This window comes from Cupriavidus sp. FW216-B1 (assembly GCF_058789195.1).
The window spans coordinates 702,618-720,968 of record NZ_JBYTEL010000001.1 but is presented as its reverse complement, the minus strand read 5'-3'; the positions used below and the strand labels follow the sequence as shown (position 1 = coordinate 720,968).

General features: G+C 65.2%; 10 protein-coding genes. 6 read left to right on the top strand and 4 right to left on the bottom strand.

The genetic code is table 11. The features are described 5' to 3' along the window. Positions 1–18 precede the first annotated feature (18 nt). Positions 19–2,040: a hypothetical protein gene (locus AC3WXD_RS03050; protein WP_124684261.1), complete on the bottom strand. Its 2,022-nt coding sequence runs from the start codon at positions 2,038–2,040 to the stop codon at positions 19–21. 1,420 nt (positions 2,041–3,460) lie between these two features. Between AC3WXD_RS03050 and AC3WXD_RS03045 the strand changes: the two genes are divergently transcribed. From AC3WXD_RS03045 to AC3WXD_RS03020, 6 genes are all read left to right on the top strand, one after another. Beyond that, on the top strand, positions 3,461–5,068 hold the full coding sequence (locus tag AC3WXD_RS03045; RefSeq protein WP_492323016.1) for an ABC transporter substrate-binding protein: 1,608 nt from the start codon (positions 3,461–3,463) through the stop codon (positions 5,066–5,068). Further along, positions 5,065–6,609, top strand: coding sequence for an amidase (locus tag AC3WXD_RS03040; RefSeq protein ID WP_492323015.1), 1,545 nt, complete (start codon positions 5,065–5,067; stop codon positions 6,607–6,609). The genes AC3WXD_RS03045 and AC3WXD_RS03040 overlap by 4 nt, the downstream gene beginning before the upstream one ends. A gap of 297 nt (positions 6,610–6,906) precedes the next feature. Continuing rightward, a complete protein-coding gene (locus tag AC3WXD_RS03035; protein WP_492323014.1) occupies positions 6,907–9,063 on the top strand; it encodes a hydantoinase/oxoprolinase family protein in 2,157 nt (718 codons plus the stop codon). Continuing rightward, positions 9,060–10,778, top strand: coding sequence for a hydantoinase B/oxoprolinase family protein (locus tag AC3WXD_RS03030; RefSeq protein WP_492323013.1), 1,719 nt, complete (start codon positions 9,060–9,062; stop codon positions 10,776–10,778). The genes AC3WXD_RS03035 and AC3WXD_RS03030 overlap by 4 nt, the downstream gene beginning before the upstream one ends. Further along, positions 10,775–12,565: a hydantoinase B/oxoprolinase family protein gene (locus AC3WXD_RS03025; RefSeq protein WP_492323012.1), complete on the top strand. Its 1,791-nt coding sequence runs from the start codon at positions 10,775–10,777 to the stop codon at positions 12,563–12,565. Before AC3WXD_RS03030 ends, AC3WXD_RS03025 begins: the two co-directional genes overlap by 4 nt. Positions 12,566–12,597: 32 nt before the next feature. Beyond that, positions 12,598–14,217 (top strand): ABC transporter substrate-binding protein, encoded by a 1,620-nt coding sequence (locus tag AC3WXD_RS03020; RefSeq protein ID WP_492323011.1) that lies wholly within the window; start codon positions 12,598–12,600, stop codon positions 14,215–14,217. A gap of 72 nt (positions 14,218–14,289) precedes the next feature. Here the strand turns inward: AC3WXD_RS03020 and AC3WXD_RS03015 are convergent, their stop codons facing one another. From AC3WXD_RS03015 to AC3WXD_RS03005, 3 genes are all read right to left on the bottom strand, one after another. Continuing rightward, the gene (locus AC3WXD_RS03015) at positions 14,290–16,005 is read right to left on the bottom strand and encodes an ABC transporter ATP-binding protein (protein ID WP_492323010.1); all 1,716 of its coding nucleotides are present in this window, start codon (positions 16,003–16,005) and stop codon (positions 14,290–14,292) included. A gap of 1 nt (position 16,006) precedes the next feature. Beyond that, on the bottom strand, positions 16,007–16,897 hold the full coding sequence (locus AC3WXD_RS03010; RefSeq protein WP_020202516.1) for an ABC transporter permease: 891 nt from the start codon (positions 16,895–16,897) through the stop codon (positions 16,007–16,009). Between the two features lie 140 nt (positions 16,898–17,037). Further along, positions 17,038–18,021 (bottom strand): ABC transporter permease, encoded by a 984-nt coding sequence (locus AC3WXD_RS03005; protein WP_492323009.1) that lies wholly within the window; start codon positions 18,019–18,021, stop codon positions 17,038–17,040. Between the last annotated feature and the right edge of the window lie 330 nt (positions 18,022–18,351).

Sequence of the window (18,351 nt, the reverse complement as noted above, 5' to 3'; positions counted from 1 at the left end):
CTCCACGATCGCACGCAATCATTTCTTATTCCCCGAATCCAGCTTGAATATTCCGCGCGGATTTATATTTGGAAGCAGATCGTTATCACTCCCAACATTATTATTGTGGTTATCTTCTTCGGCCGGCTTTAGGGATGCTGATTTCGAACCAGTAAAGCTATCCCGAGCTACTTTCGCTATCGCAAGCGCAGTTTTTTTTCCGATATTTTCGCCGCTATTTTCGCTCGTTACAAACTCATAATCTACTTTTCCGGATCTAGCATAAATATCGGGGCTCCGGCCTCGGGGCCGTCCCTTTGCTTTTGCGCCTACCAGTTCTCTGACCCGCAATGCACATCGCCAGTTTTCCCATTTTTCCTCACCGTATAGCTTGCCCAAATTCTCGCCAGTTTCCGCGTCACTTGCCCATGCCTCTCTCGCATCGAGACGATTGATGTAGACAAACACTTTTCTTCCTATCATAGAAAAATCAGAAGCGATACGAGGATTTGTATATCGGCAGTATGCCGTATTAATGTACGGCCTACGCGTATGGACGCCCCATTCTCCCCTAACCTCCACCTTTCGTCGGTGCATAAGGAGTCGATCATTTGAATTGATAGATCTTGGTAGAGGCTGTGGAACCCATAGAAGCTCATGCTTATCTACGAATCTTTGCAGAACATTAATTACAGTTGCACCATTAAGTCGATCACCGGTTGAGATAGTATTATGTTCACGGACAACGGCATTCAACATATCGACCACAAAATCAAGGTCGATTCCGTCATTTAAACCGAGCTGTTCGACATCGGGGGGCCGGCGAACATCGTCGGGGCCCGACGCGTATGTGGCCTTCAGGCGATGCTCTCCGCGTTCTTTTGAAACCCCAATGATCCTTTCGACTAACGACCTTCCCCACCAGGCACGTGGGGGGCCGAACTCAATGGCACAACCAAATACATCAATAACGTTATTTACAAAATCATTTGCAATATTGCACCAACCGTTATCCACCCTAAGCAAACTGAATGCTTGCCCTGCCAACTGCGGTATCAACGAGCATATCAAGGTGGGGCCGCGTGCAACAAAATCCATATTGGTGCTACGTACCTCAATGCGAACGTCACCAGAATTCCGTGCGTCTAACACGACAGGCACACTGCTCAACATCGTCTGCAACGCACAATCGGCGCTCGGGTTAACTTCCAGAGAGATATGTGCGCCCAAAATTGCGCTTGTTTTTACCTCGACCAGCAACCCTAGATACCAACGAGATATAGGTATCAAATGCCCTGTACCGTTGGGATCAATCACCCTAACATGAGTGGGAATATCAATAACTGTGTAATCAAGCTCTACGACTGCAAACGGGAGAAGTGGCGATATGAGAGCATTAGGACCCATACCATGTCCTAGATTGTTAGTCGCCTCAGCACCCATTCTGGCTTTTACCGCACGCTCTGATCTTTCATTCTTCAAAGAATGAAGGAAGCGCAAAAGGGATCGTCTACCCTTGTCTTCCGTCAGGAAGGGCCATTCATTCTCTCCAACCCCTTTTGTCCGTAATTCAGAAAGAAACTCGCCATGTATTTCAATATAAGGCTGCGGCCCTAACTGCGGCGAACGGCTATTTTTTGACTTCTTTTGTTTATCCGGCTGCAGAAAGAATTTTTGTATTAAATCTTTCTTGACATCAGGAAACTTTTCGAATAACTGCGCCAGCGCGCCAGCGTAACCACTAGAGCGTTGATCGGCCAATGGATGCTTCGCAATAATGGGTTTCGTTCTGAAGTAAGGCTTAATGCGAAAACTCGGAAGCAACGCATAAAATCCTACAATACACCCCTCCCCTGCTGATGCCACGCATCGTCGGAGCAAGCGCCTCACTTCGTTTGGCGAGAATTTTGTCTGTTCTTGAATCTCACCGTAGGGAATATCGGCAGCATATAACTCAACGGCAAGCTTTCGATTCAGAAACGTTCGACGAGTCGCATCGTCAAGAACGGTGATATCGGGATGGGGCCAGTCGACAAGCTCACCGTGATATTGTTGAATCAACGATCTCCGCGCGCCCCCGCCCATTATTCAACCCGTTCTAGAAGGGAACGTCGGTGAAATGCGCTAGTACGAAGTTCGGTTTTAAGTTTCCCGTTTGCCAAGTAGCGCGCCACACTAGCAAGTAAGTGTGCGGGATCACAATCTTCTAGTGCGAGAACCTCCTGGAGCGTGAAGCTACTTCTGGCGCTAATTAATCCTGGGAGGGCCCTGGGATTCGGGTCTATAGCTCCTCTAACGCGTGTTCGATAGGAACATAGCAACATCCAATTATGGGGCAGCCATTGCGCCATTCGGATTTCGCCTTCGGTCTTGGTTATCCTATTCTTGTGTCGCGTGGGTTCCCCGTTCCTAGAGTGATTGAAGTGCCAACACTCCGTCTTGCCAGACTGATATAAAACATCAACTGTTTGTTTGTATTTTTTTTCAGATTTTTCTTTTGGTGGCCTGGATGGAAGATACGACAGTATTTCAGGATTTCCTTCGGCTAGCAATAAATGCGAAAATGCAACCACGCCGAAAATGCCAAAGCGACGATCATTTTTTGGGGAATCAAAAAAATAGACCGACGCGTGGCCGCGATTTGGATTTCTAACAAATTCAGCCGGGCTCAATCTGTGCTGGTCTGCGGCGTGATACATGATGAGTCACAACGGCGAGTCTTGGAGAATATATGGTAGAAAATTTTGTGAGTAGATAACGGTATCAGTAACCCTATGAAACTGGTTGCATAGTGCGCATAATTTTAATATTTTTTATTATCAGAAAATCGCAAAATTCGCATTTAAACCCAAGGACTTTCCCCAAAAAAATACTTTCGGTTGCGGGGACAATGTGTGGAGTGGAGCGGAATGAACTCCATGAACTGCAGGCGATTACTAGGAGCTCTGAGACAAGAGCGCAGAACCAAGGCTTTCGCCGTTTGCCTGCAAGCTCAAGGGAGGTAGGGGCGGGTAGGCGGCGCTCACACGCCAGCGGAGACATAGGCAGCATGACAACGGCTGCGGTCGCTCCCGAAAAAGACACACAATTACATCTTCGGCGTAGAACCGATAGAATATTTCATCCCCAAAAAAGACGAAAATATGTGTTGAATGCAGCGACAAAGTCTACGTAAGTAGATAATTCTTATCAGATTTTACCCCATCACTTTTCTCGTCGTCTGACTCGGCGCGGCTCGACAGACGAAAAATCCTCTTGCGCATGACGCACCGCGTGCTGTAGCCAGGCCACACAGCGCGAGATCACACCCCATTCGCACCGCTCTCGCTGCGCCTACCCGGTCCAGCGCCATTTGATCGCGGCTGCATGTCGACATGCGGCCGCGTCGCATTTCAATGCGCGAACAAATGCTAAGTGCGTTCGCGAAATTCCAAGACAATCGAATGCCTATTCAACGACGCTGCGATCCACGCTGCATGTCATGCTCCCATCCTTGCTTAGGACTCTCAAGTTCGACCGCCGGTATCTTCATCTCGTGCTGGCAGCCTTGCCACTCGCTGTCACTGCGCAGAGCAATGCACAGTCGCCCGTGGAGGGTGGCACACTGACATACGCCCTCTCGCAAGAGCCTACGGCACTCGTCTCCTTTCTTGACACAAAGACCGACAATCGCAACGTCAGCGGCAAGATCACGGAAGGCTTGCTTCGCTATGATGCGAAGTTCAACCCCCAGCCGCTACTGGCTACGGCCTGGCAAGTCAGTGCCGATGGCCTGAAGTACACCTTCAAGCTTCGGCCGGGCATCAAATTTCACGACGGCACCAACTTTACCGCTGAGGACGTCCGGTACTCGGTGCTTGCGCAAAAAAAGCAGGGGCCGCGCGGACGCATCACGCTGGCCAATGTGGAGCGCGTCGACACGCCTGACCCGCTTACCGCGGTCATTGTCCTGTCCAGACCGGCGCCCTTTCTCCTCAAGGCGCTGTCGTCTGCCGAGCTGCCCGTCGTGCCTGCGCATCGCTATGGTGACGGTGCGCCGCTGAGCAGCCCGAACAGCAATGCGCCTGTTGGCACCGGGCCTTTCCTATTCGAGCAGTGGGTCCGCGGCAGCCACGTGGTGCTTCGCAAGAATCCGAACTACTGGCGCAATGGCTATCCGCACCTCGACCGGGTGATCCTGAAGTTCATGCGAGATCCGGCCGCTATTTCGACCGCGGTGGAAACCGGCGAGGTCGATGCGGCACAGGGGGTCGGACTGGCTGACCTGGAGCGGTTGGCCGCGAACCCGAAGCTGAGGACGGACGACACGTACGATGGCTTCCTCAACAACGCGTCGTTCCTGGAATTCAATGTAGAGAATCCAATCCTGGCGAACGTCAAGGTGCGCCACGCCATTGCACAGGCCATCGATCGCAACTTCATCCGGAACGCCATCTACTACAAGCGCACAGAGCTGGTGAACTCCCCTGTTCCGCGCGTCTTGTCTGACTACTATGACGACAGTACCTTCCAGTACCCGTTCGATGTCGCGGCGGCGAACCGGTTGCTTGACGAGGCGGGCTATCCGAAGCCGGCCACCGGCCAGCGCTTTGCCCTCCGACTGAGCTACATCCCCGGGGCGGAATTCAAGCGGACCACGGACTATCTGCGCTCGGCGCTCGGCCGCGTCGGCATCAAGGTGGAAGTCGTGGATGGCGACCTTCCCACCTTTCTGAAACGCGTTTACACCACGCGCGACTTCGACATCAATATCAACGGCCTCGGACGCCTGTTCGACCCGACAGTGGGCGTGCAGCGGATCTACTGGGGCGACGGTGTGCGCAACCCGCTGGTCTGGATCAACGGCTCGCACTATGTCAATGCGCAGGTCGACGAGCTATTTCGCCAGGCGGCCGTGGAGGTCGACCCTGGCAGGCGCGCAAGTCATTTCAAGCAGATCCAGCAGATCGTCGGGCGCGACCTGCCGGTGCTGCCGCTTGTCACCGTTCCATTTGTCCAGGTGTACAGCGTGCGCGTACACAACCTCAATAACAGCATCGACCTGATGGCGGGCGATCTCTCGGACGCCTGGATCGAGCCGCGCAAATGAATGCCGACACCCGGGGATCCAGCATGACGACGCAGGACATCCAGCAGTCTCGCTTGCAGGCGCTGACCTTTGCGAGCGCGAGCGCACAGGCCCAGGCGCTTGCTGACGGCCACGTAACGGCTGTCGAGTTGCTCGAACACGTACTGGCGCGCATCGACCGCCTCGACGGAGCGATCAACGCCGTCGTCGTGCGAAACGACGAAGCAGCCCGCGCCGACGCGCGCGCGGCCGACGCTGCCCTGGCTCGCGGCGAACGCCAGCCATTGCTAGGCGTGCCGATCACGGTAAAGGCATCGTTCGACGTGGCCGGACTTGTCACCAGCAACGGCAACCCCGCCTATGCCGGCAACGTCGCCGCAACCGACGCGCTGGCCGTCGCGGCACTGCGTGAGGCCGGTGCCGTGATCGTCGGCAAGAGCAATGTTCCTCTCGCGCTGGCCGACCTGCAGAGCTATAACGCCATCCACGGTACGAGCAACAATCCATGGGATCTTGCACGTACCCCGGGCGGCTCGTCGGGCGGTTCGGCAGCCGCGCTGGCGGCTGGCTATGTCTCCCTGGAATTGGGGACCGACATCGGCGGCTCGATCCGCATTCCCGCGCACTTCAACGGCGTCTACGGCCACAAGCCGACCGCGGGCCTGGTCGCGCTGGGCGGCACCGGCGTGCCCTCGGGCCGCCTGGCGGACCGCGACCTGGTGGTGGCGGGTCCGTTGGCACGCACCGCCGCCGACCTGGAGCTGGCGCTCGACCTGCTGCTCAACCGCGAGCCGATCGCCGCCAAGGCCTGGAAGGTCGCGCTGCCGCCTGCGCGCCACGCACGGCTGCGGGACTTCCGGGTGCTGGTCATCGACCAGTGGCCGGGCACCGAACGCAGCCTGCACGAACAGCAGGTGGTGGAGCGCCTCGTGGAACGCCTGTGCACTCAAGGCACGCAAGTGAACCACATCGCCGACGTGCCGGCCGGTCTCCTGCCCGACCTGGTGCTGCAGCACCGCGTGTACCGCAGCCTGCTGGGCTCCTCGCTGGCGTCGCCGCCCGCGCAGAGCGAGGCCGCGCGCCAACGCCTTGCGGCACTCTCGCCTGATGACGACAGCGCCGATGCCGCCTGGCTGCGCGCGCCGGCCTTGCGTCATGCCGACTGGCTGCGCGACAACGAAGCGCGCTTCGCACTGCGCCACCAATGGGAGCGCCTGTTCGGACGCTTCGACGTGGTGGTGACGCCGGTGGCGCCGCTGCCGGCCTTCGCGCACGACCAGCGCGAGCCGAAGGACGCGCGCACGTTCCCGGTCGAGTTCGCCGACGGCACCCGCCAGGTCCGCTTCCTCGACCTGTTCTACTGGGCGGGCCTGCCGGTGTTGCCGGGACTGCCGGCCACCAGCTTTCCGCTCGGACTCGATGCGCAAGGCTTGCCCATCAGCGCGCAAGCCGTTGGCCCTTACCTCGAAGATCGCACCACCCTGCACTTCGCGCACCTGCTGGAACAGGCCTACGGCGGCTTCGTCGCGCCGCCTGGCTACGACGAGCAGCCGGCGGGATAGGACGGCCGCCTCGCGCCGCCCGATGGCAGGCGCGCGCCGCCGCTCCGGCCACCGGGTGCCGCGGGCCGTGCAGTGCAGTGCAGTGCAGTGCAGTGCAGTGCATAACGATAGTCGAACGCGTTCGTTGCCCAGGCCGCCGCACGCGCGCAAGATGACCGGTTTCCTCCGCGTGGCTTATGGCCCTGCCCCACGGCGCATGCCGTGGCGAGAGCGTGCGCCGCCAGCGCGGTTGCATCTGCGTCGCCGGCCGGCGCCAAGCGGATTCGAGCGCCGACCCTTTCAAAGAGCTTCTCCCTCATGTCTTCGCAACTCCCCTCCCCCTCCGCCGCGCATGACCCGCGCCTGCGTGTCGCCGTCGACGTCGGCGGCACCTTTACCGACGTGGTGTTGCTGCGCGGCACCGAGAAGCACACGCTGAAGGTACTCACCACGCCGACGGCGCCGGAGCAAGCCGTCCTTGGCGGCGTCGAAGAAATGCTGCGACTGGCCGGCGCCGGCTGGGCCGACGTCGACCTGCTGATCCTCGGCACCACGCTGGCCACCAACGCGCTGATCGAGCGCAAAGGCGCGCCTACCGCGCTGCTCACCACGCACGGATTCCGCGACCTGGTGGAAATCGGCCTCGAAGACCGTTTCGCGCAGTACGACGTGTTCCTCGACAAGCCCGCGCCGCTGGTTCCGCGCCACTGGCGTCATGGCGTGGTCGAACGCACCGATGCGGCCGGCCGCGTGATCACGCCGCTCGACGAGGCGCAGGTGGTCGAGCTGGCGCGGCAGCTGCTGGCCGACGGCATCGAGAGCGTGGCCGTCTGCTTCCTGCACGGCTACGCCAATCCCGCGCACGAGCGCCGCGTGCGCGACCTGCTGCGCGAGCACGCACCCGGCCTGTGGGTGTCGCTGGCCTCGGACGTATGCCCCGAGATCCGCGAGTACGAGCGACTGTCCACCGTCAGCGCCAACGCCTACGTGCAGCCGCAGGTGGCAGGCTACCTGCGCCGCCTGCAGGAAGGGGCGGCCGCGCGCGGCCTGCGCGCCGAGCCGTTCCTGATGACCTCGGGCGGCGCCATCACCACGCTGCAGGCCGGCATCGACGAACCGGTGCGCCTGGTCGAATCCGGCCCCGCCGGCGGCGCGGTGCTCGCACGCCAGGTCGCCGAGCAGATCGGCGCCGCGCGCGCGCTGTCGTTCGACATGGGCGGCACCACGGCCAAGATCTGCTTCATCGACGACTATCAGCCGCAGGTGAGCCGCAGCTTCGAGTTCGGTCGCGTGCACCGGCACCTCAAGGGCTCCGGCCTGCCGATCCGCATCCCGGTCATCGAGATGGTGGAGATCGGCGCCGGCGGTGGCTCCATCGCGCGCGTCAACCACCTTGGCGTGGTCCAGGTCGGCCCCGACAGCGCGGGTTCCTCGCCCGGCCCGGCGGCTTATGGGCTGGGCGGCGAACTGCCTACCGTGACCGATGCGCACGCCGCGCTCGGCACCATCGACCCGGCGCGCTTCGCGGTCGGCAAGGTGCGGCTGGACCCGCAACGCGCACGCGAGGCGCTGCTGCGGGGCCTGGCCGCGCAAACGGGCCTCGACATCGAGCCGGCCGCGCAGGCCGTGATCGAGATCGTCACGGAAAACATGGCCAACGCGGCGCGCGTGCATGCCTCCGAGCTCGGCAAGGTGGCGGAAGACAGCACCGTCATTGCCTTCGGTGGTGCCGCGCCGCTGCATGCCGCGCTGCTGGCGCGCAAGCTGGGCGTGGCGCGGCTGGTGATTCCCAATTCCGCCGGCGTGGGTTCGGCGCTGGGCTTCCTGTGGGCACCGGTGGCTTACCAGACGGTACGCAGCCTCGCGCAGCGGCTCGATCGCATCGACCACGCGGCGGTGGACAAGCTGCTTGCCGAACTCACCGCCACCGCTGACGACGTGGTGCTGCGCGCCGCACCGGGCGCTTCGCTGGTACGCCATCGCCAGGCCTTCATGCGGTACGCGGGCCAGGGCCACGAGATTCCCGTGGAACTGCCGGACGGCCCGTTCGACGTGGCCAGCGGCAAGGCCCTGCACGAGCGCTTCGAGGCGCGCTATGCCGCGCTCTACGGCCGCAGCCTGCCGCACATCGCGGCGGAGGCGGTGAGCTGGTCGGTCGCCGTGGAAGCCGGCGGGCGCGCGGCGCCCGAGCCGGACGAAATCGTGGCCGACGCGCACCGCGCCCAGCCCTCCGGCACCCGGCGGCTGTACGACGCGGAGACCGGGCAGTGGAGCGAGGTGCCAGTCTTCGAGCGTGCCGCGCTCGGCGCGGGCAAGTGGATCGAAGGCCCGGCACTGGTGGTGGAAGACGAGACGACCACGCACGTCATTTCGGGCTTCGAGGCGCGCGTGAGCAAGCTGGGCGCGCTGGTGCTCGACGACACCACCGCCGCGCGCCGGCAGCGCGCGCCCGCAGCCGAAGCGGAGGCCGTATGACAAACGCTGCTGGCCGTCAGGCGCTGCGCCGGCAACTGGTCTGGAGCCGCCTGCTCGCGGTGGTGGAAGAACAGGCCCAGACCCTGATCCGCACCGCCTTCGGCACTCCCACGCGCGAGGCCGGCGACCTGTCGGCCGGCGTGTTCCTGCCCGATGGCCGGATGATCGCGCAGGCCGTGACCGGCACGCCAGGCCACGTCAATTCGATGGCCGATTCCGTGCTGCATTTCCTGCGCGCGTTTCCGGTGGAAACCATGCGCGACGGCGATGTCTACGTCACCAACGATCCGTGGAAAGGAACCGGGCACCTGTTCGACGTGGTCATGCTCACGCCGGTCTTCCACGGGGATGGCGACGGCGATGGAGAAAACGGCGCGAAGCGCCTCGTCGCGCTGTTCGCCTCCACCGTGCACGTGGTCGACATCGGTGGCGTCAATGCCGGCCCCGATGCGCTGGATATCTACCAGGAGGGACTGTTCCTGCCGCCGCTGCGCTTCGTCAGCGAGGGCGTGATCGAGGAAGCGGTGCTGGACATCGTGCGCGCCAATGTGCGCGAGCCCGGCCAGGTGGAGGGCGACTTCCACGCGCTGGTGGCCTGCAACGCCGTGGGCGCCACGCGACTGCGGCGCATGCTGCGCGAGTTCGGGCTCGGCGACCTGCAGGCGCAGGGAGACTACATCATCGAACGTTCGCGGCTGGCCATGCGCGAGGCGCTGCGCGCATGGCCCAAGGGTACCTGGCACAACCACATGACGGTGGACGGCTATGACTCGCCGCTGGATCTCCATGCGGCCATCACGGTGTCGGACGACGGCATCGTGGTCGACTTCGCGGGCACCTCGGCCAGCATCGCCCGCGGCATCAACGTGCCCAAGGCCTACACCGACGCCTACACCTCGTTCGGCATCCGCTGCCTGATCGGCGCCGACGTGCCCAACAACTCGGGCTCGCTCGCGCCCATCCGGGTCGTGGCGCCGGAGGGCTCCATCGTGAACGCGCTGCCGCCCGCCGCCGTTGCCGCGCGCGCGGCGATCGGCCAGATGTTGCCCGACCTGGTATTCGGCGCGCTGCGCCAGGCGCGGCCCGACCGCGTGCCCGCCGAAGGCGCCTCGTCGCTCTGGAACGTTCGCCTGTTCGGCGGCCAGCCGATCGAGGGCGGGCCGAACGACGCTCTGCGCCGCGCGCGGCGCTTCAACATCGTGAGCTTCTCCACCGGAGGCACCGGCGCGCGCCCGGGCAAGGACGGCCTCTCGGCCACGGCCTATCCGAGCGGCGTGCGCAACGTGTCGCTCGAAATCCTCGAGACGCAGGCGCCGCTGCTGTTCCGGCGCAAGGAGTACCGCCCGGACTCGGGCGGCGTCGGCGCGTCGCGCGGCGGCCTCGGGCAGGTCATCGAAATCGAGAACGCCGACGGCGATCCGATGGTGCTGTCCGCCACCTGGGACCGCGTGCGCTTTCCCGCGCGCGGCGCGCTCGGCGGCGGCGACGGCGCGCCCGGTACGGCTCGGCTCCGACACGCCGGTACCGTGCTGCGCGGCAAGGGCCGACAGGTCATTCCGGCCGGCGAGGTGCTGGTGGTCGAGACGCCAGGCGGCGCCGGCCTTGGCGACCCCGCCGAGCGTGACCCCGCCCTGCTCGCGCGAGACATCGAGGCGGGCCTGGTCACGAAGCACGTCGCCACCCCTACCAAAGATCCCGCAGGAACCGCCGCATGAGCAAGACACCCGCTGCCAGGACACTGGCTGACGTCCCGACCAGTCCGTCCGGTCAGGCCGCCCGACCCGGCCGGCTCATCCGCCACCAACTCGCCTGGAACCGTCTGCTCTCCGTGGTCGAGGAACAGGCGCAGGTGCTGATCCACACGGCCTTCGGCACCCCCACGCGCGAGGCCGGCGACCTGTCGGCCGGCGTGTTCCTGCCCGATGGCCGGATGATCGCGCAGGCCGTGACCGGCACGCCGGGCCACGTCAACTCGATGGCCGAATCGGTCAAGCACTTCCTGCGGCGCTTTCCGCCGGACACGATGGAAGACGGCGACGTGTTCCTCACCAACGATCCGTGGAAAGGCACCGGCCACCTGTTCGACATGACGATGGTCACGCCCGTCTTCCACCACGGCGAGCGCGATGACGGCGAGCCGGGGACGGCGCGCCCGGTGGCGCTGTTCGCCTCCACGCTGCACGTGGTGGACATCGGCGGCATCGGCTCCAGCCCGGACGGCCTGGAGATCTACCATGAAGGCCTGTTCCTCCCCATCCTGCGCTTCGTGCGCCGCGGCACGGTGGACCCGGCCGTGCGGGCCATCATCCGCGCCAACGTGCGCGACCCGGAGCAGGTGGAGGGCGACCTCTTCGCGCTGATCGCGTGCAACGAGGTCGGTGGCCGGCGGCTGCGCACGCTGTTGCGCGAGTTCAAGTTATCCGATCTCGAGGAACTGGGCGAATTTGTCATCGCGCGCTCGGCCCAGGCGATGCGCGACGCGCTGCGCGGCTGGCCGCGCGGGACCTGGCACAACACCCTGGTAGCGGATGGCTACGACGCGCCCATCACGCTGCAGGTCTCGGTGACCATCGCCGACGACGGCATCACGGTGGACTACGCGGGCACCTCGGGCAGCGTGGCGCGCGGCATCAACGTGCCCAAGGCCTACACCGACGCCTACACCTCGTTCGGCATCCGCTGCCTGGTCGGGCCCGACGTGCCGAACAACGCCGGATCGCTGGCGCCGATCCGCGTCGAGGCGCCCGCCGGCTGCATCCTGAACGCGCTGCATCCCGCCGCCGTGACGGCGCGCCACGTGCTCGGGCAACTGCTGCCCGACGCCGTGTTCGGCGCGCTCCGCCAGGCGCGGGCGGATCGCGTGCCGGCCGAGGGCGCTTCGTCGCTGTGGAACCTGCAGCTCGTTGGCGGCGAGGTGCTGGCAGGGGCAAGCCAGGCCGATGCCGAGGCCATGCGCCGCGGCGAGCGTTTCAACGTGATCAGTTTCTCCACCGGCGGCACCGGCGCGCGGCCCGGCAAGGACGGCCTCTCGGTCACGGCCTATCCGAGCGGCGTGCGCAACGTCTCGGTCGAAATCCTGGAAACCCAGGCCCCGATCATCTTCGACCGCAAGGAGTTCCGCATCGGCTCGGGCGGCACCGGCGCCACGCGCGGCGGCCTTGGCCAGGTGATCGAGGTACGCCATGCGCGCGAGGACGCGGCCATGCTGATCGCGGCGGCGTTCGACCGCGTGGCCAACCCCGCGCGCGGCGCGCTCGGCGGCGGCGACGGCGCACCTGGCCGGCTGCGGCTGGCCTCCGGCGCCACGCTGCGGGCCAAGGGCCGCCAGGTCGTGCCGGCCGGCGACCGCCTGATCGTCGAGACGCCGGGCGGCGGCGGCCTTGGCGACCCCGCCGGGCGCGACCCCGCGCTGGCGGCGCGCGACCTGCGCGAGGGGCTGGTTTCGCCCGAAACCCCGGTGGCAAAGACGGACGACGACATGCCGGCCGAAGCCACCTCCTGACTCATTTCCACCTTGATCCTGCGTCCTACTCCATGCACCTCCTGAAGCCCTCGTTGCCCCTGCGTCGCACCTTCCTCGCCACGCTGCTCGCCATCGGCCTCGCGGCCAATGCCGGCGGCATCGCCTTCGCCGCGCCACCCAACCACAACGGCACGCTCACGCTGCTGTCCACCAGCGAGCCGACCGCGCTCGTCACCATCGGCAACGTCGCCACGCCCATCCTGAGCGTGAGCGCCAAGGTGACCGAAGGCCTGCTGAAGTACGACTACGACGTCAACCCGCAGCCGCAACTGGCCACCAGATGGGCGATCAGCCCCGACGGCCTGACCTACACGTTCACGCTGCGTCACGGCGTGAAATGGCATGACGGGAAGGATTTCACGTCGGCCGACGTCGCCTACTCCATCGAACTGCTGAAGAAGATCCACCCGCGCGGGCGCAACACGTTCGCCAACCTCGTCGGCATCGACACGCCCGACAAGTACACCGCCATCCTGCGGCTGTCCAGGCCCGCGCCGTACCTCATCCGCGCGCTGGTCGCGACCGAGACGCCCATCGTGCCCCGCCATCTCTACGAGGGGACCGATCCCGCCAGCAATCCGAACAACAACGCGCCCATCGGCACCGGCCCGTTCCGGTTCAAGGAATGGGTGCGCGGCAGCCACATCGTGTACGAACGCAACCCCGACTACTGGGACAAGCCCAAGCCCTTCGTCGACCAGCTGATCGTACGCTTCGTGGCCGACCCCGCCGCCGCCGCCGTGGCGTTCGAGACCGGCGCGGTGGACCTCGGCTACCGCACGCCGGTGCCGCTGGCCGACCTCGACCGTCTCAAGAAGGTGCCGTCGCTGCGCTTCGAGACCAAGGGCAACAGCTACTCGTCGAATGTCACGCGGCTGGAGTTCAACCTCGACAACGAGTACTTCCGCAATGAGAAGGTGCGCCAGGCCGTGGCCCATGCGGTGGACCGAAACGTCATCGTCAAGGTCGTGAACTACGGCTATGGCCAGGTAAGCTACTCGCCGATCGCGCCGGGCCTCAAGGCCTTCCACGATCCGGCGCCCTCGCCTTACGCGCTCGATCTGAAGAAGGCCAATGCGCTGCTGGACGAGGCAGGCTATCCGAAGAAAGCCGGCGGCGTCCGCTTCAGCGTGCCGCTCGACTACAACCCCATCGCCGGCGACGGTGCGCGCCTGGCGGACTACCTCCGCGCGGCGCTGGCACGCGTGGGTATCGCGGTGACGGTACGCTCGCAGGATCCGAGCGCGTTCATCAAGCGCATCTACACGGACCGCGATTTCGCGTTCACCACCAACGGCGCGAGCAACCTGTTCGACCCGACCGTGGGCGTGCAGCGGCTGTACTGGTCGAAGAACTTCATCAAGGGCGTGCCCTTCTCCAACGGCACGCATTACCAGAACCCGGTGGTGGACAAGCTCCTGGAGGACGCGGCGGTGGAAAACAACCCCGCCGTGCGCCTGAAGCTGTTCAAGACGTTCCAGGACACCGTGGCGCGCGACGTGCCGGACCTGAACCTCTACCAGCCGATGTTCATCACGATCGCCAACCAGCGCGTGCATGACCATTCGCTGACGGCGGACGGCGTGGAGTCGAACCTGGCGGACGTGTGGGTGGACGCGCCGAAGAAGTAGGCGCCGGCCTGCCGGCCGTCAGGCCGGCAGGCGCTTGCGGATCTCCGGCGGCGGATGCCCGTGGCAGGGCGATCACGCCGCCTTGCGCTGCTGCGCGCCCGGCACGGCCGCGATCAGGCTGCGCGTGTACGGATGCTGCGGCCGGTCCCAGATCTCGCGGTGGCTGCCGGTCTCGACGATCTTTCCCTGATGCATCACCATCACGCGGTCGGCGATATAGCGCACCACCGAAAGGTCGTGCGAGATGAACAGGTACGAGAGCCCGAAGTCTTCCTTGAGCTCCACCAGCAGGTTCAGGATCTGCGCCTGCACCGACACGTCCAGCGCCGACACGGGCTCGTCGAGCACCACGAGGGAGGGCCGCAGCACCAGCGCGCGCGCGATGCCGATGCGCTGGCGCTGTCCGCCCGAGAACTCATTGGGAAAACGGCGCGCCGCATCGGCCGGCAAGCCCACGCGTTCCAGGATCGCCGCGATGCGGTTGCGCCGCTCGGCACGGTCGCTCACCCCATGTACCTTGAGCACGGCATCGATGATGTCGAACACGCTGCGCCTCGGGTTCAGCGAGGCATACGGGTCCTGGAACACCATCTGCACGCGGCGGCGCCACGGCTTGAGCGCCTTTTCGGCGAGCGGCGCGATGTCGGTGCCGTCGAACACGACGCGGCCCGCCGCCGGATCGACGAGACGCAGCAGCGTGCGCGACAGCGTGGACTTCCCGCAGCCCGACTCCCCCACGAGTCCCACGGTCTCTCCCGCGTGGATGTCGAACGACACGCCGTCCACCGCGTGCAGCACGCCGCCCCCCCGCTTGGGATAATCGGTGCGCAGCGCCTGTACCGACAGCAGCGGCGCGCCCGCCGGCACACGCCTGAGCGGCTTCGCCGCGGGCACATGCAAGGCGAACTCGCGCGCGCCGGTGACGGGATCGAGGCGAGGCTGTATCTCGGGCAGCCGCGCCTCGGCATAATGCAGCGCGCTGCCCGCGTGCAGCGACGCGCCGAGCAGGCCTTTGGTGTATGCGTGCGCGGGCGCCTCGAACAAACTCGCGGCCGGCCCCTCCTCGACCTTCTCGCCGCCGTACATGACCGCCACGCGATCGGCCCATTGCGCGACCAGGCCCAGGTCGTGCGTGATGAGCAGCAGCGCCATGTCGAGATCGCGGCGCAGGCCGTCGAGCAGCGCGAGGATCTGCGCCTGGATGGTGACGTCCAGCGCGGTCGTGGGTTCGTCCGCGACCAGCAGGCGCGGATTGCAGGCCACCGCCATCGCGATCATCACGCGCTGCCGCTGGCCGCCGGACAGGTTGTGCGGGTGGTCGTCGATACGCCGGTGCGCCTCGGGAATGCGCACCAAGTCGAGCAGTTCGATGGCGCGCCTGCGGGCCGCCGGGGCCGAAAGCCTTTCGTGCCTGCGCAGCGTCTCCCCGATCTGCGCGCCGATCGTGTGCACGGGGTTCAGCGAGGTCATCGGCTCCTGGAAGATCATGGCGATCTCGCGGCCACGCACTTCGCGCAGCTGGGCGGGAGACAAGGCGAGGATGTCGCGGCCATCGAAACGGATGCTGCCGCGCAGCGCGGCGCCGGGCGCCAGCAGGCGCAGCAGCGCGAGCGCCGTGGTGGACTTCCCGCAGCCGGATTCGCCAACGAGCGCGAGCGTCTCGCCGCGCCGCAAGGTCAGGTCCAGCCCGCGGACAGCCTGGATCGGACCATTCGATCCGTGGAAGAAGACATCGAGGCCGCGCACGTCGAGCAGCGGCGCGTCTTGGTTGATGTGGTTTGCCGCCATGTCAGTGGCGCCCCCTCAGGCGCGGGTTGAATGCATCGTTGAGCCCGTCGCCCACGAGGTTGAGCGCCAGCACCGTCAGCACGATGGCCGCGCCCGGCAGCGCCGTGAGGTACCACGCCGTACGCAGCAGCTCCCTGCCCTGGCCGATCATGCTGCCCCAGGACACCGCGTTCGGATCGCCCATGCCGAGGAAGGACAGCGCCGACTCGATGAGGATGGCGCTGGCCACCAGCACCGACGTCGTCACGATCACCGGCGGTAACGCGTTGGGCAGCATCTCCTGGAAGATGATGCGCGCGTGGCTGAAGCCCTGGCTGCGCGCGGCGAGCACGAACTCCGTCTCGCGCAGCGCGCGGAACTCGGCGCGCACCAGCCGCGCGATCACCGGCCACGAGGCCAGACCGATCGCGAGCACGATCACCGGCACGGAAGGCTGGCCGATGGCCACCACCACGATCACGAACAGGAACGACGGCATCGTCTGGAACAGCTCCGTGATGCGTACCAGGGCGTCGTCGATGCGGCCGCCGAAGTAGCCGGCGCTTGCCCCGACCAGCACCCCGATCAGCAGGCTCAGCACCGCGGCGACCACGCCCACGGCGAGCGACACGCGCGCGCCGTGGGCGATGCCGGCGATGACGTCGCGGCCCAGCGAGTCGCTGCCGAGCGGGAAGGCCGCGTCATGACCCGGCCACAACAGCGGCGGCGCGACCATGTCGAGCGGGTCGCCCGGATAGAGCAGCGGCGCGGCGAGCGCCAGCACGAGCATGAACGCCAGCAGCAGCACGCCCGCCACGGCGGCCGGATTGCGCAGGAAGGCGCGCAGCGCGGCATGGCGGCTGGAGACCGGCCTGGCGCCGGCGCCGACCTTCGCGGCCGCGGTTGCCGTCAAGGCAGGTTCGGAGCGAGGCACCGGCGGGGACGCAAGCGCGGAATCGGATGAGAGCGGTGTGGACATCGAACGCGTTGAAGCCTGGTTGTTCGGAAACAGGGAGAAAAAGGAAGACGGACGGGAAGACCGCGGCGGGACGCTCATCGCACCTGGATGCGCGGATCGAGCCAGGCATGCAGCAGGTCGACCAGCATGTTGGCGACGATGACCAGCATCGACGACATCAGCAAGACGCCGAGCAGCACCGTGTAGTCCCGTCCGGCCACCGAGTCGAACGCCAGGCGTCCCAGTCCGGGCCAGCTGAACACGGTCTCGACCACCACCGCGCCTCCCAGCAGCGTGCCGAAATGCATGCCGGCCACGGTGGTGACGGGGATCAGCGCATTGCGCAGGATGTGGCGCAGGTTCACTGTCCACGGATGCAGCCCCTTGGCTTCGGCCGTGCGCACGAAGTCCTGCCGGGCCACCTCGAGCATCGCGGCGCGCGTGAGCCGCGAGAAGATCGCGATATAGAAGCCGGCCATCGCCAGCGCGGGGAGCACCAGATGCAGTGCCACGTCCACCACGTGCGTCCAGCCGGCATAGCCCGCGCCGATGGTTTCGCTGCCGCCGGTGGGCAGCCAGCCCAGGTGCACCGAGAACAGTACGATGGCCATCAGCCCCAGCCAGAAACCCGGCGTGGAATACAGCAGCAGTGCCAGCACGGAAAGCGTGCGGTCCTGCCAGCGGCCCGCGCGCGTGGACATGACCGTGCCCGCGGCGATGCCGATGGCCAGCGCCAACGTCAGCGCCGTCACCATCAGCAGCAGCGTATTGCCGAGCCGCGCGCCGATCAGCGCCACCACCGGCATGTTGTAGCGCGGCGAAACGCCCAGGCTGAAATGCGCGAGGTTGTTCAGGTAGGCACCCAGTTGCTGGAGCACGGGCAGGTCGAGGCCGAAATGCGTGCGCAGCTGCGCCATGCTCTCCGCCGTGGCGGAGCCCGACTCGGCCGCCACCACGTCGGCGGCGTCGCCGGGAATCAGCTGCATCAGGATGAAATTGAGAAGGATCACGCCAATGACCGTCGGCACGGCCTGCCACGCCGTGCGGATCAGCGTGCGGCTCGCCTGACGCAGCTTCATGGCTGCACCGCCTCGTCCGGGCTGACCACGCCTGCATCGGAAGGCCGGCGCATGACGGCCGTGGTCGGTGAGACGCCGCGATGGACGGCGCCGGCACCACGCGAGCGGGTGCCAAGGAACTTGCTGCAGGAGAGGATCATGAGGGACTGTCTGGCGGAAAGCTGGATCGACAGTCAGGCTAAGGCGGTCTCCGTGCGCACCCAACGAACTTTATCGTCTACGCATATTCGATTTACTTCCGTCAGACGGCTGCGGCACCGGGGGCCGCAATCCGCGCCGCGCCGGCCCGCCAGACAGGCCTGCAGCCGCCCCCAACCGCCGCCGGCGTTG